This window comes from Rhodococcus sp. BE178, from assembly GCF_050433545.1.
Lineage (GTDB): Bacteria > Actinomycetota > Actinomycetes > Mycobacteriales > Mycobacteriaceae > Prescottella.
Window position 1 is genome coordinate 83638 of the sequence record NZ_JBNPXA010000010.1, and the last position, 25653, is coordinate 109290.

General features: G+C 69.3%; 27 protein-coding genes, 1 tRNA gene and 1 pseudogene. 16 read left to right on the top strand and 13 right to left on the bottom strand.

Annotated elements, in window-relative coordinates; genetic code table 11:
• The first annotated feature begins 8 nt into the window (after positions 1-8).
• Positions 9-462: pseudogene (locus J2X34_RS17985) on the top strand (MaoC family dehydratase).
• Positions 463-574: 112 nt separating this feature from the next.
• A complete protein-coding gene (locus J2X34_RS17990; protein WP_429518765.1) occupies positions 575-1483 on the top strand; it encodes an SDR family NAD(P)-dependent oxidoreductase in 909 nt (302 codons plus the stop codon).
• Between the two features lie 231 nt (positions 1484-1714).
• On the opposite strand, the gene J2X34_RS17995 is transcribed toward J2X34_RS17990, so the two are convergent.
• The 4 genes from J2X34_RS17995 to J2X34_RS18010 form a co-directional block, all read right to left on the bottom strand.
• Positions 1715-1805: transfer RNA gene (locus J2X34_RS17995), tRNA-Ser, on the bottom strand.
• Between the two features lie 51 nt (positions 1806-1856).
• Positions 1857-2054 carry a CsbD family protein gene (locus J2X34_RS18000; protein ID WP_114723820.1) on the bottom strand — a complete coding sequence of 66 codons (198 nt, stop codon included), beginning with the start codon at positions 2052-2054 and terminating at the stop codon, positions 1857-1859.
• A 145-nt stretch (positions 2055-2199) separates the two neighbouring features.
• On the bottom strand, positions 2200-2658 hold the full coding sequence (locus J2X34_RS18005) for a nucleoside deaminase (protein WP_114723819.1): 459 nt from the start codon (positions 2656-2658) through the stop codon (positions 2200-2202).
• 16 nt (positions 2659-2674) lie between these two features.
• A complete protein-coding gene (locus tag J2X34_RS18010; RefSeq protein ID WP_114723818.1) occupies positions 2675-3217 on the bottom strand; it encodes a tRNA adenosine deaminase-associated protein in 543 nt (180 codons plus the stop codon).
• A 49-nt stretch (positions 3218-3266) separates the two neighbouring features.
• On the opposite strand from J2X34_RS18010, the gene J2X34_RS18015 reads away from it, so the two are divergent.
• On the top strand, positions 3267-4232 hold the full coding sequence (locus tag J2X34_RS18015) for a prephenate dehydrogenase (RefSeq protein ID WP_114723817.1): 966 nt from the start codon (positions 3267-3269) through the stop codon (positions 4230-4232).
• Positions 4229-5578 (top strand): amidase, encoded by a 1350-nt coding sequence (locus tag J2X34_RS18020; RefSeq protein WP_181818920.1) that lies wholly within the window; start codon positions 4229-4231, stop codon positions 5576-5578. Before J2X34_RS18015 ends, J2X34_RS18020 begins: the two co-directional genes overlap by 4 nt.
• Positions 5579-5593: 15 nt before the next feature.
• Here J2X34_RS18020 and J2X34_RS18025 read toward each other — a convergent pair whose 3' ends face one another.
• The 3 genes from J2X34_RS18025 to J2X34_RS18035 form a co-directional block, all read right to left on the bottom strand.
• A complete protein-coding gene (locus tag J2X34_RS18025; protein ID WP_114723816.1) occupies positions 5594-6190 on the bottom strand; it encodes a CueP family metal-binding protein in 597 nt (198 codons plus the stop codon).
• Positions 6191-6337: 147 nt separating this feature from the next.
• On the bottom strand, positions 6338-6949 hold the full coding sequence (locus J2X34_RS18030) for a putative glycolipid-binding domain-containing protein (protein ID WP_114723815.1): 612 nt from the start codon (positions 6947-6949) through the stop codon (positions 6338-6340).
• Between the two features lie 68 nt (positions 6950-7017).
• Entirely contained in the window at positions 7018-8079 is a 1062-nt protein-coding gene (locus tag J2X34_RS18035) for a hypothetical protein (protein ID WP_429518769.1), read from the bottom strand.
• Between the two features lie 163 nt (positions 8080-8242).
• Between J2X34_RS18035 and J2X34_RS18040 the strand changes: the two genes are divergently transcribed.
• Positions 8243-10735 (top strand): ATP-dependent Clp protease ATP-binding subunit, encoded by a 2493-nt coding sequence (locus J2X34_RS18040; RefSeq protein ID WP_114723813.1) that lies wholly within the window; start codon positions 8243-8245, stop codon positions 10733-10735.
• 28 nt (positions 10736-10763) lie between these two features.
• Here J2X34_RS18040 and J2X34_RS18045 read toward each other — a convergent pair whose 3' ends face one another.
• Positions 10764-11711 (bottom strand): GNAT family N-acetyltransferase, encoded by a 948-nt coding sequence (locus tag J2X34_RS18045; RefSeq protein ID WP_429518775.1) that lies wholly within the window; start codon positions 11709-11711, stop codon positions 10764-10766.
• 136 nt (positions 11712-11847) lie between these two features.
• On the opposite strand from J2X34_RS18045, the gene dcm reads away from it, so the two are divergent.
• From dcm to J2X34_RS18060, 3 genes are all read left to right on the top strand, one after another.
• Positions 11848-13011, top strand: a complete 1164-nt coding sequence (gene dcm / locus J2X34_RS18050; protein ID WP_114723874.1) for a DNA cytosine methyltransferase — start codon at positions 11848-11850, stop codon at positions 13009-13011.
• Positions 13012-13033: 22 nt separating this feature from the next.
• Positions 13034-13438, top strand: coding sequence for a very short patch repair endonuclease (locus J2X34_RS18055; RefSeq protein WP_114723873.1), 405 nt, complete (start codon positions 13034-13036; stop codon positions 13436-13438).
• 63 nt (positions 13439-13501) lie between these two features.
• A complete protein-coding gene (locus J2X34_RS18060) occupies positions 13502-14332 on the top strand; it encodes an NAD-dependent epimerase/dehydratase family protein (RefSeq protein WP_114723811.1) in 831 nt (276 codons plus the stop codon).
• Positions 14333-14365: 33 nt separating this feature from the next.
• Here the strand turns inward: J2X34_RS18060 and J2X34_RS18065 are convergent, their stop codons facing one another.
• A complete protein-coding gene (locus J2X34_RS18065; protein ID WP_114723872.1) occupies positions 14366-14752 on the bottom strand; it encodes a VOC family protein in 387 nt (128 codons plus the stop codon).
• Positions 14753-14814: 62 nt separating this feature from the next.
• On the opposite strand from J2X34_RS18065, the gene J2X34_RS18070 reads away from it, so the two are divergent.
• Positions 14815-15777 (top strand): helix-turn-helix transcriptional regulator, encoded by a 963-nt coding sequence (locus J2X34_RS18070; RefSeq protein ID WP_114723810.1) that lies wholly within the window; start codon positions 14815-14817, stop codon positions 15775-15777.
• A gap of 29 nt (positions 15778-15806) precedes the next feature.
• Here J2X34_RS18070 and J2X34_RS18075 read toward each other — a convergent pair whose 3' ends face one another.
• A complete protein-coding gene (locus tag J2X34_RS18075; protein ID WP_114723871.1) occupies positions 15807-16613 on the bottom strand; it encodes an aldose 1-epimerase in 807 nt (268 codons plus the stop codon).
• 101 nt (positions 16614-16714) lie between these two features.
• On the opposite strand from J2X34_RS18075, the gene J2X34_RS18080 reads away from it, so the two are divergent.
• The 5 genes from J2X34_RS18080 to J2X34_RS18100 all read left to right on the top strand — a co-directional run bounded on the left by J2X34_RS18080 (position 16715) and on the right by J2X34_RS18100 (position 20932).
• Positions 16715-17812 (top strand): glycerophosphodiester phosphodiesterase family protein, encoded by a 1098-nt coding sequence (locus tag J2X34_RS18080; protein ID WP_114723809.1) that lies wholly within the window; start codon positions 16715-16717, stop codon positions 17810-17812.
• 170 nt (positions 17813-17982) lie between these two features.
• Positions 17983-18792 carry a class I SAM-dependent methyltransferase gene (locus J2X34_RS18085; RefSeq protein ID WP_174907588.1) on the top strand — a complete coding sequence of 270 codons (810 nt, stop codon included), beginning with the start codon at positions 17983-17985 and terminating at the stop codon, positions 18790-18792.
• A complete protein-coding gene (locus J2X34_RS18090; RefSeq protein WP_114723807.1) occupies positions 18789-19565 on the top strand; it encodes a class I SAM-dependent methyltransferase in 777 nt (258 codons plus the stop codon). Before J2X34_RS18085 ends, J2X34_RS18090 begins: the two co-directional genes overlap by 4 nt.
• Positions 19562-20470 (top strand): mycobacterial-type methylenetetrahydrofolate reductase, encoded by a 909-nt coding sequence (locus J2X34_RS18095; protein ID WP_114723806.1) that lies wholly within the window; start codon positions 19562-19564, stop codon positions 20468-20470. Before J2X34_RS18090 ends, J2X34_RS18095 begins: the two co-directional genes overlap by 4 nt.
• A gap of 30 nt (positions 20471-20500) precedes the next feature.
• Positions 20501-20932 (top strand): PaaI family thioesterase, encoded by a 432-nt coding sequence (locus J2X34_RS18100; protein ID WP_114723805.1) that lies wholly within the window; start codon positions 20501-20503, stop codon positions 20930-20932.
• On the opposite strand, the gene pcaG is transcribed toward J2X34_RS18100, so the two are convergent.
• Both pcaG and pcaH read right to left on the bottom strand, forming a co-directional pair.
• Positions 20933-21604 (bottom strand): protocatechuate 3,4-dioxygenase subunit alpha, encoded by a 672-nt coding sequence (gene pcaG, locus J2X34_RS18105; protein ID WP_429518790.1) that lies wholly within the window; start codon positions 21602-21604, stop codon positions 20933-20935.
• A complete protein-coding gene (pcaH, locus tag J2X34_RS18110) occupies positions 21601-22332 on the bottom strand; it encodes a protocatechuate 3,4-dioxygenase subunit beta (protein WP_429518792.1) in 732 nt (243 codons plus the stop codon). Before pcaH ends, pcaG begins: the two co-directional genes overlap by 4 nt.
• Before the next feature lie 95 nt (positions 22333-22427).
• Here pcaH and J2X34_RS18115 point away from each other — a divergent pair, with 95 nt between their 5' ends.
• Both J2X34_RS18115 and J2X34_RS18120 read left to right on the top strand, forming a co-directional pair.
• Complete coding sequence (locus J2X34_RS18115) at positions 22428-23384, top strand: LysR substrate-binding domain-containing protein (RefSeq protein WP_114723803.1); 957 nt, start codon at positions 22428-22430, stop codon at positions 23382-23384.
• A 106-nt stretch (positions 23385-23490) separates the two neighbouring features.
• On the top strand, positions 23491-24279 hold the full coding sequence (locus J2X34_RS18120) for an IclR family transcriptional regulator (protein ID WP_397484751.1): 789 nt from the start codon (positions 23491-23493) through the stop codon (positions 24277-24279).
• A 186-nt stretch (positions 24280-24465) separates the two neighbouring features.
• Here the strand turns inward: J2X34_RS18120 and J2X34_RS18125 are convergent, their stop codons facing one another.
• Entirely contained in the window at positions 24466-25383 is a 918-nt protein-coding gene (locus J2X34_RS18125; protein ID WP_114723868.1) for a D-isomer specific 2-hydroxyacid dehydrogenase family protein, read from the bottom strand.
• Positions 25384-25653: the final 270 nt, after the last annotated feature.

Consider the following 25653-nt stretch of genomic DNA (forward strand, 5'->3'; position numbering starts at 1 on the left):
GAGGAAAAGTGAAGGTCTTCAACGGAATCGAAGAATTGGCGAATGCCGGCGGCACAGGACTCGGTGTGAGCTCGTGGGTTCGTGTCGACCAAGATCGTGTTCAGAAGTTCGCCGACGCTACCGGTGATCACCAGTGGATTCACGTTGATCCCGACCGGGCGAAGGACGGTCCGTTCGGTGCCACGATCGCACACGGTTTCCTCACCTTGTCCATGCTGCCGCGCCTCCAGGAGGAGGCTGTACCGCGTGAATGGTGTAACCATGGCGATCAACTACGGGCTCAACAAGGTTCGTTTCGTAACTCCGGTTCGCAGCGGAGCCCGGATTCGCGCCCGATCGAGCGTCGGCGAGGTTTCGCGGCTAGACCGGGACGTGCAGGTCGAGTTTCGCACGACAATTGAGATCGAGGGTTCCGAAAAGCCAGCGTGCGTCGCCGAAGTGATCGCACGATTTATCGCCTGATGCCGGGACTTGAATTCGCCTCCGCCACTCTTGTCGCCACTCCTGCAGAAGGGCGAGACTTCAACTCTTCGTGGCCGGAAAGCAACTCATACAACTTCTCAAGGAGAATCGCATGTCAGGATTCGAGGAACGTGTCGTCATAGTCACTGGTGGTGGCGGCGGACTCGGGCGGGAGTATGCCCTGACCCTCGCCAACCAGGGCGCCCGGATCGTTGTAAACGATCTAGGCGGTGCACGTGACGGTTCCGGCTCGGGAACCGCGATGGCCGACGGTGTTGTCGAGGAGATCCGCGCTGCTGGCGGCTCCGCGGTGCCGAACTACGACAACATTGCTACGCCCGAGGGGGCGCAAGCACTGATCAAGACCGCCGTGGACGAGTTCGGTACGGTCCACGGCATTGTCAGCAACGCCGGCATCCTTCGGGACGGCGCCTTCCACAAGATGGCCGTCGAAAACTGGGACTCGGTGCTCAAAGTTCACCTTTATGGTGCGTACTTCGTGACCCGTGCCGCATGGGATCTATTTCGCGAGCAGAAGTTCGGACGTGTTGTCGTGGCGTCCTCCACTAGCGGCCTCTTCGGAAACTTCGGGCAGGCCAACTACAGCGCAGCGAAGCTCGGTCTGATCGGACTGGTCAACACTCTTGCCGCCGAAGGCGCCAAGTACAACATCACCGCCAACGCGATCGCACCCCTTGCCGCAACCAGGATGACCGAAGACATCGCACCCGCTGAAGCACTCTCCCAGCTTTCGCCGGAATTTGTTGCTCCCGTGGTTGCGCATCTACTCCACAAGGACTGCACGGATACCGCAGCCGTGCTCGTGGCTGGTGGTGGACGAGTGTACCGCGTTGCACAGTTTCAGAATCAGGGCGTGACGTTCACGCAGCCACCATCCGTAGACGAAGTGGCAGCGAATTGGTCCGCGATAACAGATCTCGGCGATGTCGTTCCAGCCCGCGATCCATTCGGTTCCGGCAGTATCGAACTGAGTTCGGCCCAGGCATCTGGCAGCGAGTAACGCAAGATCAGCGCCGCGCGCGACCTACTCCCCGACGATCGACGCGAGAGGGAACGCCCTCGCTTCGGGCTCACATGTCGGGCAGACCTCCGCCGAGGTCATCCTGGGCACCTACACGGGCCTTCTACAGCGATGCAGGGGCCGACGCGACGACTCTGGCGACAGTTCTCCCTCGGAGTAGTGAGTGCGCAAAAGAAAGTCCCCCACCTGTATAAGCAGGTGGGGGACTTTTGGCGGTGGCGGAGGGATTTGAACCCTCGGTGCGGGGTTACCGCACACAGCATTTCGAGTGCTGCACCTTCGGCCGCTCGGACACGCCACCGCCGAGAACTGTACCGGAGCCGACGCTCAGCCTGAAATCGGCAGGTCAGCGTCACTTTCCAGTCAGTTTGTCCTTGGCGGTGGAGGCGGCGTCCTTGACCTTCTCCGCGGCGTCCTTGACGGCGGATTCGACCTGGTCGCCCTTGCCCTCGTTCTTGAGGTCCTCGTCGCCGGTCGCCTTGCCGGCGGTCTCCTTGGCCTTGCCCCCGAGGTCCTGCGCTTTGTTCTGAGCCTTGTCTGCGATTCCCATGAGCACTCCTCCGTGAATCTGCGTGAACCTTGCGGTCCCGGTGCCACACGAGCACCTGCCTCCACCAGACCACGATCTGCGGAACTCTGCCGAGAAACTCCGCCCATGTGGGCGGCAATCACCCACATCGCTGCAGGTAGAACCGTCAGCGCTGGTCCTGAAAGAAACTTTCGAGCAGGCCCGCGCACTCGTCCTCGAGGACGCCGGCGCGCACCTCCGGACGGTGGGTGAGGCGACGGTCACGGACCACGTCCCACAGCGAACCGACCGCGCCGGTCTTGGGTTCCCACGCGCCGAACACCACCCGTTTGACGCGGGCGAGGACCAGCGCGCCGGCGCACATCGTGCACGGCTCCAGCGTCACCGCGAGGGTCGCGCCCTCGAGCCGCCAGCCGTCGCCGTGCACCTTGGCCGCGGCGCGCAGCGCGAGGATCTCGGCGTGCGCGGTGGGGTCACCGGCGGCCTCGCGGGCGTTCGCCGCCCGCGCCAGTTCCACACCGTCCGCGTCGAACACCACGGCGCCCACCGGCACGTCCGCGTCCGATGCGGCGGCGGCCGCGTCGAGGGCGACACGGATCATCCGCTCGTCGTCCTGGAGGCTCACGCCGGGCTGCCCGCGGTCAGCGTGACGAGAGCTTGTCGAGCTCCGCCGACAGCTCCGTCTCGAAGCCGCAGCGCTGCGCGACCATCGCGAGCTGCTCGTCCGGGTACAGATCGTGCTCGGCGAGGATCACCCCGAGCACGGCGTCCGGCAGACCCAGGTCGGCGAGCACACCGAGGTCGCCCTCCTCCCACGGTTCGACGTCGTCGAGCTCGTCGGGGTCGATGTCGGGGATCTCGATGTTGAGCGACTCGAGGACGTCCGCGGCGATGTCGTAGTCGATGGCGGCCGTGGCGTCGGAGATCAGCAGGCGGGTGCCGGTCGGGGCGGGACGGACGATGACGAAGAACTCCTCGTCGACGTCGAGCAGACCGAACACGGCGCCGGAGCTACGCAGCTCGAGCAGTTCCTTCTCGGCGGTCCGCAAACTCGTCAGTGCACCGCCGGTCAGCGGCGTGCACTTCCAGCGGCCTTCCTCGCGGACGACAGCCATACCGAAGCCGTCCAAGTCCTCGATCGAACCCGCGGAGGCGCTGTTGTTGTTCGCGCGCTGTGCACCCATGCGCGCAACGGTAGCCCGCGCGGTGCCGCTATAAGAAGTCCAGCGGCAAATGTGCCAACCTGTTCGGGTGGCTGACGACGTTTCCGCACCTGAAGTCTGTGTTCTCGGTCTGGGTCTGATCGGCGGATCCCTGCTCCGCGCGGCGGTGGCGGCGGGCCGTGACGGCTGGGGCTGGAACCGGTCGGCCGGGGCGGTGGACGCCGCCCGGGCGGACGGCTTCGACGCCGACACCGATCTGGTCGCGGTGCTGCGCCGCGCCGAGCGGTCCGGCGCGCTGATCGTGGTTGCGGTGCCGATGCCGGCCGTCGACGGGACCCTCGTCGCGATCGCCGAGCACGCGCCCGGCTGCCCGATCACCGACGTCGTCAGCGTCAAGGCCGAGGTGGTCGCTGCGGTCGCCCGGCACGGCCTGCAGGACCGGTTCGTCGGCGGTCATCCGATGGCGGGGACGTCGCAGTCCGGGTGGGACGCCGGGGACGCGGACCTGTTCCGCGACGCGGTGTGGGTGGTCAGCGCCGACGACGGCGTCGACCCGCAGATCTGGTCGCAGGTGGCGCGGCTGGCGCTGGACTGCGGCTCGGTGGTGGTGCCGGCGGAGTCCGTCGAGCACGACGCCGCCGTCGCCCGCATCTCGCACCTGCCGCACGTCCTGGCCGAGGCGCTCGCGCTGTCCGGCGCGGCCGGCGGCGACCTGGCGCTGGGCCTGGCGGCCGGATCGTTTCGGGACGGGACCCGCGTCGCCGGCAGCGCGCCCGGGCTGGTGCGCGCGATGTGCGAGGGCAACCGCGACGCGCTGCTCACCGCCGTGGACGAGACCCTCGACGTCCTGCACCGGGCGCGCACCGAACTCGCCGCGCGGGGCACGCTCGCCGAGTTGGTGGAGTCCGGGCACGACGCCCGGCTGCGTTACGAGCAGCGGGAGCGCTGGACCATCACCGACATCGAACCCGGCTCCGCGAACTGGCTCGAACGGATGCGCGACGCCGGACGCCGTGGCGGGGTGCTGAAGCCGTGAGCACGCCCACGCTGCGAGACGTCGCCCAGTTGCTCGCCAAGAACGAGATGACGGCCACCGAGCACGTGCGGGCCACGCTCGACGCGCTCGACGACCTGCTGGGCACGCCGTGGGAGAACCTGGTGGCCGCGCGCGACGACGAGGCGGCCCTGGCCGCCGCCGCCCGCGCGGATGCCGCGATCGCCGCCGGCGACTGGATCGGCCCGCTGCACGGCGTGACGGTCGCGGTGAAGGACAACATCGACGTCGCCGGGATGCCGACCCGCTGCGGCAGCGCCGTCCTCGCCGACGCCCCGCCCGCCGCGTCCGACGCCCGCATCGTGACGCGCCTGCGGGAGGCGGGCGCGATCGTCGTCGCCAAGACGCACCTGCACGAGTTCGCCTACGGTCCGACGGGTGCCGTCAACGCGTCCGGCCCGGCGGCGCACCCGCACGATCCGGGGCTCATCACCGGGGGGTCGTCGTCCGGGTCGGCGGCACTGGTCGCGAAGGGCGTCGTCCCGCTCGCGCTGGGCACCGACACCGGTTGCAGCGCACGCACTCCCGCCGCCCTGTGCGGCGTCGTCGGCTTCAAGCCCAGCTTCGGTGCGCTGCCGACCGGCGGTGTGTTCCCGCTGTCGACCACGTTCGACCACGTGGGCCTGCTGGCCGCCGACGTCCTCGACGTCTCGCTCGCGTGGGGCGCGATCCCCGGTATCGCGCACGTCCGCACCCCGGTCGCGGGGCTGCGGGTCGGGCGCCTGCGCGGGGAGAACTGGGACGTCGCGGACGCGGCCATCGAGGCGGCCGTCGATGCCGCGTGCCGGTCCCTGGTGGACGCGGGCGCCGAGGTGGTGGACGTGGAACTGCCCGAGACGCAGCAGTTCCTGGACGCCTACCCGATCGTCACCGGCTCCGAGGCGTACGAGACGCACCGGGCCTGGTTCGAATCCGCCCCCGAGCGCTACCAGTCGCCGACGGCCGCGCTGCTGGCGGCGCAGAAGGATCGCCCCGCCGTCGAGTACCTGCACGCGCTGCGGACCGTGGAACGGCTTCGCCGCCAGGCGCTCTCACGGCTGCGCGGCGACCTGGGCCTGGATGCCCTGATCACCGCCACCACTCCCCTGCGTGCCGTCACCCAGGAACAGGCGCTCTCGACCGATCCCGCCGTGGCCCGAACCCCGTTGCTGCGCATGTGCAGTCCGTTCAACGCGCTCGGCATCCCGGCGATCTCGGCGCCGGTCACGATCGACGACGGCGCGCCGGTCGGCATCCAGCTGATCGGCCTGCCCACCACCGCGGGCGGGCACGGCTCGCATCCGGCCGAATCCGCGGCCCTCGCCTGCGCACTGGCGGTGAGCAGCTGACCCCGCGCCAGCGGCTCAGGTGAGCTGCAGCGTCGTCACGCAGGTCGGGTCGTCGTCGTGCGTGGAGATCGCCGAGGTGGTCGTGCGGCCGCCGGTTTCGAGTGTGATGGTCGCGTCGACGGCTCGCGGCAGCCAGAGCCCCAGGAACCCGTTGTCGTTGGTGCGGACCGTCTCGTCGACGAGCACGGCGCCGCTTGCGCGGTCGGTGACCTCGACCCGGATGTCCTCGTTCGGCATCTCACCGAGACAGGTGGTGAGGCTGTGGAAGAAGCACTCGTGAGTCCGGTCGGCGTAGGGCGCGATCGAGACGTAGAACTGCTCGTCGGGTAGCGCCAGGGACGCCGTGGCACCGCTGCCGTCGGAGAGTTCGACCGTGCGGGGCTTGACCGAGGCGAGCAGATCGGCGGGGCGATCGGCGACCGGCATGGTGTCGAGTCGAGCGATCACCTCGCGGGCGTCGAGTCCGTCGAGGTCGTGTTCCGCGAGCAGTTCTTCGGCCGCGGTCGTGGACGGTTCGTTGCGTTCGGTGGTGGCACATCCGGCGAGGAGCGCTACCCCCGCCAGAGCGCAGACGAGGGCCGTGACTGTCTTCGCGAACCGGTTGCAAGCCATGCCGTCGACAGTAACGTGACAGCTACGGGGTAGGGGTATCCGGTAGTCGCGGGCGGACGTGGAGATCTCCGAAAGTCGGCGGATCGAACACGGCAGCAATCACTTTCGCAGGGGCGGTCTGTCGACCGTTCCCCGGTGGCCGGCCGCTCAGATCCGCTCGGCCAGGCCCTGGTAGTCGAGGACGAAGCCGTCCTCATCGACGGTGATCGACGAGCTCGACACCGGCGAGAGGACGTGGATGCCGTCGGCGCCGCTGCTGTAGGTGAGGGACGCCTCCTGCACGGCGAGGTCGGGCAGGTTGACGTAGACGACGGGGACCTGGAGGTCCTCGGACTCGTGCTGCAGGCCGAACCGTCGGATCGGCAGGGTGTTGAAGAACGGACTGAGCACGACGTCGACGTCCTTCGCGCCGGCGAAGCCGGAGCGCAGGTGGGTGGTGCCGGTCTCGACCATCCAGACGCCCTCCTCGTCGCGGCTGATCGACATCTGCCGCTCCCCCGTCGCGAGCGCGGTGCGCAGCGACAGCCGCCGGGTGACACCGTTCTCGTCGGTGACGAGGTCGTAGGACGCGCTGAACGCGGGATGCTCGGCGCACTCGCCGCCGATGATGCGGCCGGTGGCCTTGATCCGACTTCCGCTCAACTGCACCCGCACCGATTCCATCCGCGGCGCGGCGTGGGCGCGCCACGTCAGAACGGCAGGCCAAGGCGACGGGGCGCTCGCGGACGACCGGGATGCACCGGGGACGGGGTTGCTCACGGTGTCTACGGTAGGCGACGAACGCCGTCCAGGCGTGGACCGTGGGTGGGATTGGTTCGCGCGGGTCGTCATTCGGACAATTCGCCGCGCCCCTCGGCGCGCTCGAGCACGGCGATGCGCCGCGAGAAGACCACGAGGGCACTCAACCCGACCGCGACGTTGATGAGCGCCCCGAACTCCTCGGCGACGAAGTTGAAGACCTCCGTCAGCAGGATCGTCACCAGCGCCGCGACCCGCAGCATCCGGACCGGCCAGATACGACCGCCCCGCAGTCGGGCGATCGCGACCCAACACAGCACGAACGCGGCGGTCGAGCCGCACATCTGGCCGATCGTGGTGATGTCGGTACCGGTGCCGCCCTCGAGGTCCTCGGAGAGCGTGACGACGGCGTTGACCAGTCCGGCGGTGGAGAACAGGGCGAGCGCGATCGCGGCGATCCACAGCGCACGGGTGCCGTCGAACACCCGCGACAGGCGCTCGCCGAGCCACGTGCCGACGGTGTCGAGGCGTCCGGTCCGGCACGGCGCACACCGGGACAGCAGGTCCTCGACGCTCGCGATCGCCGCGGGGTCGACACCGGACGCCGCGGCCCGGCGCAACTGCCGGCGAGCCTGGGCCTGGCGGTGCGGCGTGAGGCCGCGGACCAGCCCGTCCGCGGCGGTGCTGGCGGCGTTGACGAGGTCTTCGGCGGTGGTCTGCTGCCGGGCGTCGTGAATCCATCGGTTGACCAGCAGCAGCGCCACGACGACCACGTACATGATCGCGACCGCGGGCTGGAAGAAGTAATCGTTTGTCTGCGTAACGAATTTGCCGACCTCGTCCAGGAACAGACCGAAGCCGATACCGCCGGCCACCACCGCGACCATCCGCGGCAGGGCGCCCAGGAACGAGAAGACGACCACCAGCGCGACCACCATCCCGAGTCCGCCCCACAGCGCGTGCGCGATGTGCAGCGTCGCGCCACCGATCTGAGGGAATCCGGTCGCGTACAGGTACGCGCGGGTCACCAGGATCGTCAGGATTCCGATGACGACGAACGCCTCGACCAGCGCGCCGGCCTGCGCGTCACGCAGCAGCCTCGGGTTGCGGGTACTGGACGGGTGTTGGGTGGGAACAGGCGCGGTCACCATGCGGCACAAACCCTTTCGGCAGGTGTCGGCGGCACGTGCCGCGAACTGGGGCGGAGGACTCTTTACTTTCACCCGCGGTGGTCGCAAGGTTGAGGGTGGTCCACCGGGAAGTAAGGACGAGTCCGAACCAGATAGCTGTAATCAGAGATTTGGAGGATAGGACATGACCGAAGGCTGGGGACGCATGGACAGCCCCTTCGACGACATTTTCGCGAGGTTCTTCGGATCGGGGTTGTCGTCTCAGCCCCCGGTCCAACGCGTCGATCTGGGTCGGCTGCTCAATGACGACGCTCGGCGACTGATCGCCGTCGCGCGGGATGCGGCGAGCGAATGGGGCAACACCGAGATCACCCCCGAACACCTGCTGTACGCGGCGGCGCAGAATGATCCGACCCGCGGCGTGCTCAGCAGCATCAACCTGGATCCGGACGAGTTGGCCGCCAAGATGGCGGCCCATCTGGACAAGCACGGCACCCCCAAGACGACACCCGGCGCGCCGAGCCTCAGTCCGGCCGCGAAGCTCGCACTGCGGACCGCGCAGCAGCAGGCCAGCGAGGCCGGCAGCAGCTACATCGGCCCCGAGCACATCCTGATCGGCATCGCCGCGAACTCGGAGAGCCCCGCCGGCAAGGCGCTGCTGGGCGCCACCATCGAGGGCGAGAAGGCGTCGGCGCCGCCGAGTTCGACACCGACGCTCGACGAGTACGGCCGCGACCTCACCGCCGAGGCCCGGGCCGGCAACATCGACCCGGTGGTGGGCCGCGCCAACGAGGTCGAGCAGACCATCGAGATCCTGTCCCGGCGGCGCAAGAACAATCCGGTGCTGATCGGTGATCCGGGCGTCGGCAAGACCGCGATCGTCGAGGGACTGGCGCAGCGGATCGTCAACGGCGACGTGCCGTCGACGCTCACGGACCGGCGCGTCGTCGCGCTCGACGTCGGCTCGCTGGTCGCGGGCACGAAGTACCGCGGCGAGTTCGAGGAGCGGCTGACGAAGATCCTCGACGAGGTCAAGGCGCACTCGGACGAGCTGGTCCTGTTCATCGACGAGCTGCACACGATCGTCGGCGCCGGGGCCGGCGGCGAGGGCGCGATGGATGCCGGCAACCTCCTCAAGCCGGCGTTGGCGCGCGGCGAGCTCCACGCGATCGGTGCGACCACGATCGACGAGTACCGCAAGCACATCGAGAAGGACGCCGCGCTCGAGCGCCGCTTCCAGCCGGTGTTGGTCGCGGAACCGTCCGTGGACGACACCATCGAGATCCTGCGCGGCCTGGTCGACAGCTACGAGGCGCACCACCAGGTGCACTACACCGACGAGGCCCTCGTCGCGGCGGCCGAGCTCTCCGACCGGTACATCACCGACCGGTTCATGCCGGACAAGGCGATCGACCTCGTGGACCAGGCGGGTGCCCGCGTCCGGCTGCGCACCCGCACACCCGATTTCGACACCCGCGCCGCGGAAGAGGAGCTGTCGCGGCTCAAGCGGGAGAAGGATTCCGCGGTCGGCCAGGAGGACTACGAGCGGGCCAACGCGCTCAAGGCACAGATCACCGAGGCCGAGGAGCGGCTGGGCGAGACGGCGGAGGAGAGCACGCCGGACGTCACGGTCCTCGACATCGCGCACGTCGTCTCGCGGCAGACCGGCATTCCGGTCGCGGACCTCACGGCCGAGGAACGCGAGCGGCTGATGAAGCTCGAGGATGTCCTGCACGAGCGGGTGATCGGGCAGGCCGAGGCGGTCACCGCGGTGGCCGAGGCGGTGCGCCGCTCCCGCGCCGGGCTGTCGGATCCGAACCGCCCGATCGGGTCGTTCATGTTCCTCGGCCCCACCGGCGTCGGCAAGACCGAGACGGCGAAGGCGTTGGCGGAGGCGGTGTTCGGCGACGAGGACCGGATGATCCGGTTCGACATGAGCGAGTTCCAGGAGAAGCACACCGTCTCGCGACTCGTCGGCGCCCCACCCGGTTACGTCGGCTACGAGGAGGCCGGGCAGCTCACCGACAAGGTCCGGCGACAGCCGTACTCGGTAGTGCTGTTCGACGAGGTCGAGAAGGCGCACCCGGACGTGTTCAACGTCCTGTTGCAGCTCCTCGACGACGGCCGGGTCACCGACGCGCAGGGCCGCACGGTCGACTTCAAGAACACCATCGTGATCCTCACCAGCAACATCGGCTCCGACCTGATCCTCGGGGCGAAGGGCGAGGACGTCGAGGATCTGGTGCCGACGCTGATGGAGCGGCTGCGGTCGCATTTCCGGCCCGAGTTCCTCAACCGGATCGACGAGACCATCGTGTTCCACCGGCTCGACCAGACCGAGCTGCGGCAGATCATCGAGCTGATCCTCGACAGCACCCGCCGCCAGCTGCACGCCCAGAAGGTGGAGCTCGACATCACCGAGGACGCCGTCGACTGGCTCGCCGAGAAGGGCTACCAGCCGGAGTTCGGGGCGCGGCCGCTGCGGCGCACCATCCAGAAGGAGCTCGACAACCGGCTCGCCGGACTGCTGCTGTCGGGCGAGCTGGAACCCGACGACACCGTCCGGGTGTCGGCGAACGGCGGCCTCGAACTCGGCGTCGTGCATCCCGGCAAGGGCGAGGGCTCGCTGCCGGACAAGTCGGAGAAGTCGGGGGCCACCGCGGCGTCGGAGTCGTGACCGCGACCCGCGCGTCCGCGGTGGGCGATCAGTCCGCCGCGGACGCGCGGTCCTTCTCGAACCTGGACATGAGGTCCTTCTCGAACCAGGACATGAGGTCCTTCTCGAACCAGTGGGTGGCGTAGGCGTTGTCGTTGTACGCCGGGATGCGCCGATAGCCCGACCGCTCGTACAGCGCAACGGCCTCATTGAGCGCGGCGTTGGTGTCGAGCCGGACCAGCCGTGCGCCGTGGTCGGCGGCGTAGGCCTCGAGAGCGTCGAGCAGACGACGGGCGATCCCGAGACCGCGCGCGTCCGGGGACACCCACATGCGTTTGATCTCCGCGACCCCGTCGTGAAGCTTGACGGCGCCGCAGCCGACCGCGGTGCCGCGCAGATCCGCGATCAGGACGGTCCCGTTGGGCGGCCGCAGGTCGTCGCCGTCGGCGGGCGTGCTCGCCGACGGATCGAAGCCGACGTCGAGGCGCTCGTCGACTTCCGCGAAGTAGCGGCCGAAACACAAGCGGACCGCCTCCGAGTCCGGATCGGCCACGGCGATGCCGACGGCGGCGGCATCGAGCAGGCGCGTGACCGTGCCCATCGCGCCGAGCAGTTCGCCGCGCTGACGGTCCGGCAGTGCGCCCAGGATCCGCTCCGCCCGATCCTGCGACGCCTTCTCCAGGGCGTCGCACTCGGCGCGACCGGCCGTGGTGAGCGTGACCACACGCCCGCGCCCGTCGTCCGGATCGGGCTCGATCCGCAGGACCCCGGCGTCGGCGAGGGCCCCGAGCAGACGACTCGCGTAGCCGGAATCGAGGTCGAATCGCGCCCGCAGATCGCGCACGCGGACGGTGTCGTGGCCGACCTCCCACAGGATCCTGGCCTGCGAGTACGGGCGCGGCAGATCCAGGTAGCGATCGTGCAGCACGCCCAACTGCTCGGTGATGCCCATGTTGAACGAACGCAGCGTCGCGGTGTCCTTCGATAGGTCGCTCATTTACCTGACTTTAGTCAGATAACTTGTTCCCGCCCATCCCGAGGGGACGCCCACCCGGGCGGGCGGGCGCTGTGCGCGAAGTCGTCGGAGTTCTCGAGTAACGTTCACCCAGTATTTGTGCGTGAGGAAGGGTGCCGTGACGTCGACCGGGAACATGGTGGGGCTGTTCGCCGGCATCGGCGGGGTGGAGTTGGGCCTCCGCAGCCACGGCTGGGAAACCGAACTGCTGTGCGAGATCGACGCCGGCGCCCAGCAGGTGCTGCGCACCCGATTCGCAGGCGTCGAACTACACGGTGACGTCACCCGGCTGCGCTCGCTGCCGCAGCGTACCGAGCTGGTCGCGGCCGGGTTCCCGTGTCAGGACCTCTCCCAGGCCGGCCGCACCGCCGGCATCACCGGATCCCGTTCCGGGCTGGTCGACGAGGTGTTCCGCCTGGTCAAGCGCAAGAAGGGCCCGCGCTGGCTGCTCATCGAGAACGTCCCGTTCATGCTGCAGCTGAGCCGCGGCGCGGCGATGCGGCACATCACCGACGCGCTCGAGGATCTCGGCTACACGTGGGCGTACCGGGTGGTCGATGCCCGCGCGTTCGGCCTGCCGCAGCGTCGCCAGCGCGTGCTGATGCTCGCGTCGCGCACCGACGATCCCCGCGAGGTGCTGTTCGGCCAGGACGCCGGCGCCCCCGACGAGGGCGATCCGTCACTGCATCCGTGCGGCTTCTACTGGACCGAGGGCATCCGCGGTCTCGGCTGGGCGGTCAACGCGGTGCCCACCCTCAAGGGCGGCTCCACCGTCGGGATCGCGTCACCGCCCGCGGTGCGGTTGCCGTCCGGGGAGATCGTCACCCCCGGCCTGATCGACGCCGAACGCCTGCAGGGCTTCGACCCGGACTGGACCGCACCGGCCGTCGAGGCCAAGGGGGTTCGCAACGGGCACCGCTGGCGGCTGGTCGGCAACGCCGTGAGCGTCCGGATGGCCGCGTGGGCGGGCGGCCGCCTCACCGAACGCATCCCCTACAGCCCCGACCACGAGACACCGTTGAAGCCGGGCGACGCGTGGCCCAGCGCCGCGTGGGGCCGCAACCGGCAGGCGTTCCGGGTCCACGAGTCGCACTGGCCGGTCCAGGACCCGTACGAGGATCTCAGCGGGTTCCTCGAGCACTCGCAGCTGCTGTCGGCCCGGGCCACCGCCGGGTTCCTCAAGCGGGCGCGCACCGGCAGCCTGCGCTTCGTGCCCGGCTTCCTCGACGACATCGAGAGCCACCTCGACCGGATGGGTGGCTACCCGGAAGCAGCCGCCTGATTCCGGTGCGAGGATGGTGTCGATGCCCTCGACCGATCCCCTGACCAGCGCCCGGATGCGGGCGCAGCGCCGCCGCGACACCGTCCCGGAGGTCGCGCTGCGACGCGAGCTGCACCGCCGCGGGGCCCGGTTCTTCGTCGACCGCGCTCCCCTGACCGGGTTGCGCCGGCGCGCCGATCTGGTGTTCCCGCGCCGCCGCGTCGCGGTCTACGTCGACGGCTGTTTCTGGCACAGCTGCCCGCAGCACGCCACCGCGCCCAAGAACAACGCGCAGTGGTGGGCGGACAAATTGGCGGCCAACGTCGTTCGCGACCGCGACACCGACGCCCGACTCGCCGCGGCGGGGTGGACCGTGGTGCGGATCTGGGAGCACGAGGATCCGGCGGAAGCGGCGGACCGGGTGCAGGCGGCTCTGGCCGGCGCGTGACCGCGGGTCTCGAATCGGCCGCGAAACCGGCGGCGACGGCGCGAGTTTCCTAGGCTCGTGTCCATGAGGATCCTCATCGCCGGTGCCGGGGGCGTCGTCGGACTGCCGCTCACCCGGGAACTGATCGCGCAGGGCCACGAGGTGGTGGGCACCTCGCGCAAGCCGGACTCGCGTCCCGAACTGCGCGACGCGGGCGCCACCGTCGTCCGGTTGGACGCCTTCGACGCGGCCTCCGTCGAACACGCGATCGCCGAGGCCCGCCCGGACGCGGTGATCCATCAGCTCACCGACCTGTCCGGCGCCGACCTCGAGGCCAACGCGGAACTACGCATCGTCGGCACTCGCACCCTCGTCGACGCGATGCGCCGGTACGGCGTCGAGCGACTGATCACGCAGTCCATCGCGTGGCTGTACGCCGACGGGGAAGGTCTCGCCGACGAGACCGCCCCGCTCATGGAGGCCACCGGGCCGAACGCCCGGACCGTCGAGGGCGTGGTCGCCATGGAGCACGAGTCCGCCGAGATCCCGAACCACGTGGTCCTGCGCTACGGCAAGCTGTACGGCCCCGGCACGTGGTACTCCCCCGACGGCGACTTCGGCCGCGCCGCACGCGACGGCGTCTTCGCCGGCAACGGCATCGAGAGCTTCCTGCACATCGCCGACACCGTCGCCCCCACCGTCGCGGCCCTCGACTGGCCCACCGGGATCGTCAACATCGTCGACGACGAGCCCGCCGGACCGGACACCTGGGTGCCGACGTTCTGCCGCTGGGTGGGAGCGCAGGAGCCGACGGGCCTGGGGCCCGGCCACGGTCGGGGCGCGTCGAACGCGAAGGCACGCGGCCTGGGCTGGGAACCGAAGTACCCGACATGGCGGACGGGGATGTCGGGCTGACGATCCGACGACGGCGGCCGACCCGTAGACCGCTCAGCCGTTGCGCGAGAGGCAGAAGGGGTGCCCGGCCGGGTCCAGCAGAACCCTCCAGTGGGCGGTGTCGGGCTGGAACGTGGGAAGCTCCGCCCCCAGCGACAGCACGTACGCCTGTGCCGCATCGAGATCGTCGACGCCTAGTTCGATGTGTGCCTGTTTTCCTTCTGCCGGGTCCGGCCACGTGGGCCTGCGGTAGTCGGCGACACGAATGAAGCCGAGACCGGGCTCGCCGCCACGGCCCAGCAGGACGAAGTCGTCACTCGAGTACAGGACCGGAAGCCCGAGCATCGAGCTGTAGAAGGCCGACAGTTCTGCGGGGTCCGGACAGTCGAAATCGACGGACAGGAAGCGGATTTGCGGTGGTGATGTCACGTTGTGCGTCATGAGCGCCACCATAGAAGCCGATAAGGACAGTTACTGTCCTGGTTGTTCGGGAAGATGGTGCTGTGATCGGTACCTCTGCCCGGCTGCTCGACCTGCTGGCCCTGCTGTCCACTCGTGTGCAATGGACTTCCGCCGAGTTGGCGAATCGGATGAATGTCGATGCGCGGACCATCCGTCGTGACGTCGCGCGGTTGCGGGAACTCGGCTACGTCGTGGAATCGGATCCGGGACCATGGGGCGGGTACCGGCTGGGATCCGGTCGCCAGATTCCGCCCTTCGTGCTCGATGACGACGAGGCGCTCGCGGTGGCGGTCGCGCTGCGCGAAGCGGCCGGCACCGGCGTGCTGGGCGGTGATCAGGCCGTGCTGTCCGCGCTGTTCAAACTGCACCGGGTACTGCCTGCGAGTGTGGCCGACCGGCTGCGTGCGATGGATACCGTGATCGTGCATTCGGCACAGGCCGGCGAGCCACAGATCGATCCGGACATCCTGCTGCGATTGGCGACGGCATGCCGCCGATTCGAGCGGCTCGTGCTGGCCTACCGAAATCACGGCGGGTTGGACTCCGTTCGAGAGGTGGACGCATATCGCCTCGTTCGACGGAACCGCCGTTGGTACCTGGTGGCCAAGGACGTGTCGAAGGGGGCATGGCGCAGCTTCCGGGCGGATCGCGTGCTCGAAACCCGCACCACGGGCAGCCGGGCCGAGCCGTTGGACGCACCGGATCCGGAAATATTTGTGGCAGAAGGAATCTCCAGCGTCGTGTACCCGATCTACGCGACCATTCGTCTCCCCCTACCGATCGAGCGTGCTCGGGCAGTGGTCCCACCGACGATCGGAACGCATACCGCTCGAGGCTCCGATTCCACGATCGTCGTCATCGGCGGCAACGACACCGATATGCTCGTCACCTACCTCCTGGGCCTGGGGGCCACCATCGAAGTGCTCTCCCCACCCGAGGTGCGCGACTCACTGCTCCAACGGATGCGTGACCTGATCGCGGTCAACACCCGACCGGACGCATAGGGGCACACCTGTCCGCACTCCACATCGGCTCAGAGCCGCGTCCACGTCCATCGGCAGTCGGCAACGAGGGGAGATTCCGGCGTCACGAGTTGCGGCATCGTGTTGACCCCGTTGGGTGGTCCCGATTGCGGCTCGACGCAGACGGCGTCATCTTCCATGTCGTAGACCACTACCCACTGCTCGGGGCTACCGAGTTCCAACCGGAGCAGACTCGGCCACGTCAGTACCACGTGCACGCCGTCGACCATCCCGAAGCAGTCGTCCCACGGTCCCGGCCTGGGGGCGATCCGCGCGCCCGACGGAAGGTAGTCGGGGCCGCGTAGTTCTTGCCAGTCGGGCGCGAAATCGATCCGAACAGGCTCGGTGTCGCGGCGCAGGTGGCGTGTGAACCACGGGTGCCACCCGACCTGTGCGGGAAAGGGATCCGATTCCGCGGTCACCTCCATGGAGAGGTCGAGGAAGTCCTCGGTCAGGCGGAATCTCTGGGTCACCCGACCCGCGAACGGCCACGGCGGGGCCAGCGCTTGCCGCAACGTCACGTGTGTGGCGGATGCGTCGACGACGTCCCATTCGCCGTCCCGTACCGTGCCGTGGATGGCGTGGGGGCCCGCATTGAGCGGGAAGTGATGCGTCACCGAGCCGACGGACAACTGGCCGTTGTCGATTCGCCCGCACCACGGCGCCATGGGGAAGCACCCGTACCCGTCGCCCTGCGCGAGCAGTTCGGCCCCGTCGATGACGAGGCGGGTGATCGCGCCGCCGCGCCGTGGCGAGATCCCGACGCGAATGTCACCGGCTTCTATTGCGAGATCGCCATTTTCGGTGTCACTGAACATGGCGGACATCATGCCTCCGATTCCGGAAATAGACCGAATCAATACTCGTCGTTCACCTGACGACCATCGGGCGGCCACGGCCTCCGCATAGCTTTTGCGGCATGAATCTTCGTCGGGCCATCTCCGCACTTGCGGTCACCTCCTTCGCCGCGCTGCCACTCGCGGCCCTCGCCCCGGCCACCGCGTCCGCCACCGGCAGCCTCGACTGGTTCGGATCGGCGGGCAGCAGCGCCCCGGCCGAGCCCACCTTCGATGTCCAGGCGCACCGCGGCGGCCTCGGCCTGTACACCGAGAGCAGCCTCGCCGCCTTCTCCAACGCGCTCGAAATGGGTGTCAGCACACTGGAACTGGACACGCAGGTCACCGAGGACGGCATCGCCGTCGTCACCCACGACCGCAAGATCTCGAACAAGAAGTGTCAGGACACCGCCCCGGCAACCCCGGGCGATCCGGAGTTCCCCTACGTCGGCAAGTACATCAAGGACCTGACTCTCGAGCAGATCAAGACCATGGACTGCGGCTCGCTGCGGCTCGCCGACCACCCCGGTCAACAGACGGTCCCGGGCGCGAAGATGCAGACCCTCACCGAGGTGCTCGATCTGGTGAAGTCGTACAACGCCCCCGACGTCAAGATGAACATCGAGACCAAGGTGGAGGCCGGCGCGCCGTCGGAGACCGCGCCCCGTGAGCTGTTCGTCGGCACCGTGCTGAACACCATCCGCGACGCCGGGATGCTCGACCGCGTCACGATCCAGAGCTTCGACTGGGGATCGCTCATGCTCACCCGTCAGCTCGCGCCGTCCGTCCCGCTCGTCGCGCTCACCAACGGCGACTTCCTGCAGATCGGCAAGGACGGCGCCTCGCCGTGGCTGGGCGGGCTCGACATCGACGACTTCGGCGGCGACGCCATCGCGGCGATCTCCACGTTCGGCGCGTCGGCGTACTCGCCGGTGCAGGGCACCCCGCAGAACGGCAAGGTGTCCGACCCGAACTTCACGCTGTACGTGACGAAGGAGATGGTCGACTCGGCCCACGCACGTGACATCAAGGTCATCCCGTGGACCGTCGACGACCCCGAGACCATGCATGCCCTGATGGACCTCGACGTCGACGGCATCATCACCGACTACCCCGACCGCCTGCGCACCGTCCTCACCGAGCGGGGACTCGAGCTGCCCGCGCCCGCGGCGAAGAAGTAGCGCCTCACCCATTCGAATTCGACGCCCCCGCCGACACCTGTCGGCGGGGGCGTCGCCGTCGGCCACCCCGACAGTCACCGGGTTCTCGGTACCATCGGGAGTGGACCTGTCGCCCGTGTGACCGAGGCAGCGGCGGGCCTCGGCAGGTGCAATCCAGGGAGATGATCCACGTGGATCGATCGACGGAGCCGGAACAGATCTCGACCCTCGCGACCCCGCAGCGGCTGGAAAAGCTGCTGCGGCCGGGTGTGACGTGGGTGCCGACGGCGGACGGGTATTTCGACACGCTGCCCGGTGAGACCGTTCCCCCACCGGGGCGCGCGCAGGCCGCGTGGCAGACGTCGCTCGGCGCGGCGATGTACCAACGAATGCAACGGGTGACCGCCGCCGTGATGGCCCCCGGATTCTCGACCGTCGCCGCCCAACTCCGGTTGCGACCGGGGCAGACGGTCGTCGACGTCGGTTGTGGGCCCGGCAACGTCACCACCACCTTGGCCGACGCGGTCGGCCCGCACGGGCTGGCGGTCGGGGTGGACCTGTCGGCGCCGATGTTGGCGCGAGCGGGTCAGCGGCCCCGTCCGAACATCGGACTTCTCCGCGGAAACGCGACACACCTCCCGTTGCGCGACGACTGCGCCGACGCGGCCTGCGCCACATTGGTGATCATGCTCGTGCCCGAACCGGTCGACGCCCTGACCGAGATGATCCGGATCGTGAAACCGGGCGGATGGCTGCTGGTGATGGTCCCGTGCCGACCCGACGGACCCGCCGCGGTGGTCGCCCGCCCGCTGACGGACCTGGCCGAACGTTTCGGCGGCGCACGCATGTTCGCCCCGGATGGCCCGGCCATCCTGCTCGAGCAGCTCGGCTGTGAACGGATCTACACCCGGCAGCGGTGCAACATGCTCACCGTGCGAGCCCGCGCCCCGGCCTCCACCCAGGATTCGACATCCGCCTCGTCGGGAAGGAACAGCAAGTGAACGCGAATGCGCCCCAACCACCCACCCCACCGGGTCCCGCCGACTTCGATGCGCTGTATCGCGGCGACTTCGACGCCCTCAACCAGAACCCGCAGCCCACCGAGACCGCACAACACCCCGGGTTCCAGCTCGACAAGGTGCCGTGGGACATCGGCGAGGCCCAGCCGGTGATCCGCAACCTCGAGGCCGACGGTCAGATCGCGAGCGAGGTTCTCGACATCGGTTGCGGGCCGGGCGAAAACACGATATTCCTCGCAGACCGCGGATACCGGGTCTGCGGGCTCGACGCCGCGCCCGCCGCGATCGACATCGCCCGCGAACGCGCCCGACTGCGCGGGCTCGAGAAGGCCGTCCACTTCGACGTCGCCGATGCCCTCACCCTGACCGGCTACACCGACCGATTCACCACCGCGATCGACAGCGCGCTGTACCACTGCTTCGACGAGGACACGCGCCACCGCTACGTCGCGGCGCTGCACCGCGCCTGCCGACCGGGCGCGCGACTGCATCTCCTGTGTTTCTCGGACCTGGTTCCGGACGAGTTCCCCGGCCCCTTCCGGATCAGCGAAGGCAACCTCCGCGACACGCTCGCGGGTGCGGGATGGGCGATAAGACGGCTCGAACGCACCACGTACACCACCGCGATGACCCGCGGCGACATGGCCGGGCAGGCCGACGCGCCGCTGGCCGCCGTCGCCGACAGACTCGGCTACGACGCCCAGGACCGTCTCCTCGCCCCGGCCTGGCTGGCCACGGCCGTACGCGCGCAATGAACACGGTGGCACTGGAATTGGTGCCACCGGAACTCGACGGCGGCACGGACCGGGCCGGGCAGGAGACCGGCGCGGCCGCCGAACACTGTCGGCGCCACGGGCTCACCGGCCGTGTGAGCCACGTGATGCTGCCCGGCATCGTCGCCGAGGACGCGGATCGGCCCGTCGCGCTGACGCCGCGGATGGACGTGCTGGACTTCTGGGCGGCGGTCCGTCCGGCGCTCGGCCCGGTCGCGGGCCTGTGCACGCAGGTCACGGTGTTCCAGGACGAACGCCAACTCACCGACCGCGTGCGGCGGTTGCGCGACGCCGGCATGGACGGCATCACCTTCGTCGGCAAGCCGCACGGCATGCCGGTCGCCGCCGCGCCGGGGATCACGCCCCAGGACGCGCTCATGCGCTTCCGTGACCTGATCCCCCACCGCGGCGTGGTGATGATCCCCACGCGCCGAGGCGAAGTCGGCCGGTTCGACGAGAAATGCGAGTGCGGCGCGACCTTCGCGCTGACCCAGTTGCTGTACTCCGACCGGATCGTGGACTTCCTGCAGACGTTCGCCGCGCGCAGCGCACACCGCCCGGAGATCCTGCTGTCGTTCGGATACGTGCCCGGCATGGAGCGGCAGGTGCGGCTGATCGATTGGCTCATCCACGACACGGGCAACGAACTGGTCCGGCAGGAACAGGAATTCGTCGCCCACACTGCGGCCGGTTCACTGGAACAGCGCCGACACGCGCTGCTGGATCTCTACCGACGCGTGATCGACGGGGTCCACGATCTGGGGTTCCCGCTGGGCGTGCACCTCGAGGCGCCGTACGGCGTCTCCGGCGCGGCGTGCGAGACGTTCGCCGAGATGCTCGACTACTGGTCACCGGCACCGCCGTCGCTGACGTGCGATAGTCGATGACGGACAGTCGAACATCGCCGAGGAGGTTCCATGTCGAGTAGCGGGGCACGGCTCAGCGTCGAGGACGCCCGCACCCATCTCGCATCGCAGCCGTTCAGCGTCCTGCTCGGCGCCCGACTGGTCTCGTTCGACGCGGACGGCGCCGTTCTCGAGGTCGATTCCCGACCGGACCTGCTGCAGCAGAACGGTTTCCTGCACGGCGGGGTGCTCGCCTACGCCGCCGACAACACCCTCACCTACGCCGCCGGCACGGCGCTGGGGCCCGGCGTCCTCACCGGCGGCATGACCATCGAGTACGTGCGCCCCGCCCAGGGAAGGACACTGCGCGCCACCGCGCGGGTGATCCACTCCGGACGACGCCGCGCGGTGTGCCGGTGCGAGCTGGAGATGGTGGCCGACGACGGCAGCACCCGCCTGTGCGCCGTCGCGCAGGGCACCGTGCTGCCGGTCGCCGTCCCCTGATCAGATATCGAAGAAGACCGTCTCCGCGCCGCCGTCGGGGGTGTCCTGCAGCCGGATATCGAAGGTGTAGAACACCTTTCCGACCCGATCGGAACGCTTCGCGATCAGTGTCTCGCGGCGGGTCTCCCACTCGATGCCGCCCAGAACGGGGTCGGCGGCGTTCGCGGCGGCCTCGTCGTCGAAGTAGATCCGGGTGTGCAGTCCCACGTTGATACCGCGGGCGAACACCACGACGCAGATGTGCGGGGCCTGCACGCGACCGCCGTCGGCCTCGACCGGACCGGGCTTGATCGTGCGGAATTCGAAGACGCCGGAGTCGAAGTCGGCGCCGGTGCGCCCCCAGCCCCGGAACGTCGGGTCGAGCTGCTTGTCCTGCGGGTCGAGGCGGTGCGCGTACTTGCCCGACGCGTTGGCCTGCCAGATCTCGAGCAGCGCGTCGCGCACCAGGGTGCCGCTGCCGTCGAACACGCGGCCCTCGATCGTGATCCGCTCGCCCACGGTGTCGTCCGCAACCAGGTCGTTGCCGAAGTTGTTCTCGAAGATCTCGAAGCCGGCCTGCTGCGGCGCGAGTCCGATGTGTACGTACGGGCCGCCGGTCTGCGACGGCGTCTCCGGGAACCGGGTGACCATCGGGCGCGGGGTCAGCGGGATGGAGGGCAGGGCGAAGGTCATCGCGGGGCTCCCGGGAGGGTGTTCTCGAAGAAGGTGGCGCGCCGGCCGCGCAGGGTGACGTCGAAGCGATAGGTGCGGGCGTCGAACGGGATGTGGTTCGCCGGATCCTCCTGCGCGATGAGGCTGCGGACCTGCTCGACGGTGGGGATCGTGTTGGCGATGGGGCAGCGCTCGATCAGCGGGTCGCCCTCGAAGTACAGCTGGGTGATCAGCCGCTGGGCCCAGCCGTCGGCGCTGAGCGACATGTGGATGTGGGCGGGCCGCCACGCGTTGGTGCTGTTGGGCCACGGGTACGGGCCCGGCTTGATGGTGCGGAAGACGTAGTAGCCGTTGCTGTCGGTGATCATCCGACCGCAGCCACCGAAGTTCGGGTCGATCGGCGCGAGGTGGTACTTGTCGTTCTTGTGCCGGTAGCGCCCGCCCGCGTTGGCCTGCCACACCTCGACCAGGGCGCCCGAGACGGGATTGCCGAACTCGTCGCGCACGTACCCGTGGACCACCAGGCGCTCGCCGATCGGCAGCCCGTCCTTTGCGAAGTTGAGGATCAGGTCGTTGTCCTTCTCCCCCAGTTCGCGCGCGCCGAACACCGGACCGGTGATCTCGGACAGCGTGTTCCGCGGCGAGATGAGCGCGTTGCGCGGCGAGCGCAGCACGCTGGTCTTGTAGCCCGGGGTCAGCGCGGGCGGATGCACCGTCGCGTCGCGTTCGACGAATTCGCCGATGGTCATGGTGATACTCCTGTCGAGCGGGTTCCCGACCACGCTATTTCTGAGTTCATCTCATGTAAATTGACCATTTCTGCTCATTTCCATAACCTACGGCTATGCCTGCCGGGTTCGTTCCGCCTCCCGAATCCCCCGTCGCGTCCCGACTGCTGCACCGGATCCGGCTGCGGCACCTCACGTGCTTCGTCGCGGTGGCACAGGAGCGCAACCTCGGCCGGGCCGCCGAGCGACTGCACCTGACCCAGCCGGCGGTGACCAAGACCCTCAACGAGCTCGAGGCACTCGCCGGGACGCGCCTGGTCGACCGGGGTCGGCACGGCGCCCGGCTCACCCCCGCGGGCGAGCAGTTCCTGCGGCACGCGGTGGAGGTGACCGACGCGATGGAGTCGGCGGCGTCGGCCCTCGCCGGCGCGGGCGCCCCCAGCGCACCGATCCGGGTCGGCGCCCTACCGACGGTCGCCAGCGTGCTACTGCCGGCCGCGATCTCCCGCCTGCACGAGCGGTATCCCGGCGTGGGAGTCCAGGTCACCACCGGGTCCAACGCGGTCCTGCTCGCCGCGGTGCGCGCCGGGGAACTCGACCTCGCGCTCGGACGCATGACCGAACCCGTTGCGCTGCAGGATGTCGCCTTCGAACTGCTCTACACCGAATCGCTGGCGTTGATCGTCCGCCCCGACCACCCGCTCACCGCGTCCACGGGTCCGGCATCGATGCCCGCGGTGCTCGAGTACCCCCTGGTGGTCGCGACGGCGGGTACCGTCCCGCGTCACCACACCGAGGTGCTGCTGCAGCGGCACGGCCTGCACCTGTCGGCCGGCTGCGTCGAAACCCTCGACGTCACCGTGGCCCGCACCCTCGCCCGCCGCGGCAATGCGGTGTGGTTCACCCCCGAGCGGGTGCCGCAGACCGACCTCGATGACGGCACTCTCGTGCGGCTGCCGCAGCCGACTCCGGGCACCGCCGAGCCGGTGGGACTGTTCCGACGACCCGCAGCGGAATCCTCCGCCGCCATCGAGGAACTGGCCGGAATCCTGCGGGAGCTCGCCGACGGATAGCCGTAACCGGGCGGCAGACTCGTCGGCCAGATCACCTCTCGGCAATGATGTATCCGGCCAGTCCGAACGAACGGCTGACCAGACAAGGCGAGACGTGGAGGTGTCGATGACGGTCGGCGGGTCGCGGAGCCCCCTGGCTTCCCGCGAACTACGCGGCGAACCCCCGGTCTCGATGATCGAGCGCACAACCCTGATCCTCGAGTCGTTCGACAGCCGCACGTCGCGGCTGACCCTCGAGGAGGTCACCCGGCGCACGCGGCTTCCCCGCTCGACGGTGCACCGGATCCTCGACAAACTCGTCCAGTTGGACTGGCTCGAGCACCTGACGTCGGGCTACTGCCTGGGGGGCCGCGCGATGGCCCTGTCCGCCGACGACGACAGCCAGACCGAGATCCGCGCCGCGGCGGCGCCACTGCTGCACGAACTGCACCTGCAGACCGGACTCGTGGTCCACCTGGCGGTGCTGGACCGCAGCCAGAGCGTCTACCTCGACAAGGTCGGCGGGCGCCTCGCCGCGACGCTGCCGACCCGCGTCGGTGGCCGCGGCCCCGCCTACTCGACCGCCGGTGGAAAATCGATGCTCGCGTGGCTCGACCCGGAGCGGATCGACGGACTCTACGAGAACCGGCTGAGCCGCTGCACCGACCGCACGATCACCGACATCTCCGCGCTGCATCTGGAGTTGGGGCGGATCCGCCATCGCCGGGGGCTGGCCTACGAGCGCGGCGAGGCGGTTCGCGGCGTCGCCTGCGTGGGCGCCGCGGTCCACCTCCGCGACCGGCCGGTGGCCGCGATCTCACTGTGCGGCGACGCGCGTTCGGGCAAGCTCGAGCACTTCGCCCCGCTCGTCCTCGACGCCACGCGCGAAGCCTCGCGCGTCCTTCACCTCAGCTGAGTACGTGCGCGCTCCGTTCCACTCTCCCGGACTCGTGACGGGGGCAAACGTGACGAGAACCTGGTCGCACGGGCCGACTTGACACGCGTGTCAACTCCACTGCATCGCGGGGAACACAGTTCGCCCGCTGGAACAGCCAGAACAGCAGCACCGCGACGACCACGACCGGTTACGGGTCACCCCGGATCAGTAGCCCGCCGACGCATCGATCCGCGCCACCAACTCCTCGCCCGTGACGAAGCGCCGCACGTTCTCCGCGACGTGCTCGGCGAACGCGGAGTGGCGCACCGAGGGCGGATTGGAATCGTGCGGGGTGATGATCGCGTTCGGCAGCGTCCACAACGGGTGGCCGTCGGGCAGCGGTTCCGGATCGGTGACGTCCAGCCCCGCGCCACCGATCGTGTTGTCCCGCAGCGCGGTCACGAGCGCATCGGTGTCGACGAGCGACCCCCGAGCGACGTTGATCACCCACGACCGCGGGCCGAGTTCGGCGAGCTGCCGGGCCCCGACCAGGTGCCGGGTCTCGCTGGTCGCCGGGGCCGCGACCACGACGTGGTCGACCCGCCCGAAGACCTCGTCGACGCGGTCGGCAGGGATCGTCTCGGCGGCGCCGGGCACCGGGCGGCCGGAGCGGTTGACCGCGATCACCGTCGCGCCGACCGCGGCGAGCATCGGGATCATCGTCCGCCCGATTCCACCCGCCCCGATGATCGCGACCCGCGCCCCGCGCAGCGTCCCGACCTTGCCGAAGAACTCGCGCTGCCGCCACGTGGTCGCGGCCAGGTGCTCGGGCAGCGCACGGACACCCGCCAGCAGCAGCATGAACGCGTGCTCGGCGACGGTCGCCGAGAAGGCGCCGGCCGCCGACGTCCACACGACCTCCGGGTGCCGCTGGATGACGCCGGCGTCGAACCAGTGCTCCACGCCGGCCGAGTTGAGTTGCACCCACCGAATCGACTCGGGCAACTCGGCCGGGAAACTCGTGGCGTCCTCGCCGTCCCACACGAGCGCCTGCGCGTCCGCCAGGTCCGCGAGTTCAGCACCACCGCGGACGACGGCGTCCGACAGCAGGTCGTCGGGCTTCGGGCCGAGGGCGATGAGCATCGGTGTCGTCACAAGGTCTCCTTCGCAGTGCGGCCGGTCGTCCCGGGCCTCGGTCCGAGGCTAGGCGTCGAGGCCGCGGGATCGACAGCTGCCGTCCCCACCGGCGGTGCCGGCGGGGGATTTCCGATATGCGTCCGAAGGGATTCGAGTCTCCGACCTCGATCTGCGGCTGTGTGCAGGAGCCCGTCACCGTAGGCGCGGCGGTACCAGCGCGAGGAAGTTCCGGCCCGGTTCATCGGCAGGCCATCCGGCGGCATTCCGTCGTTGTGG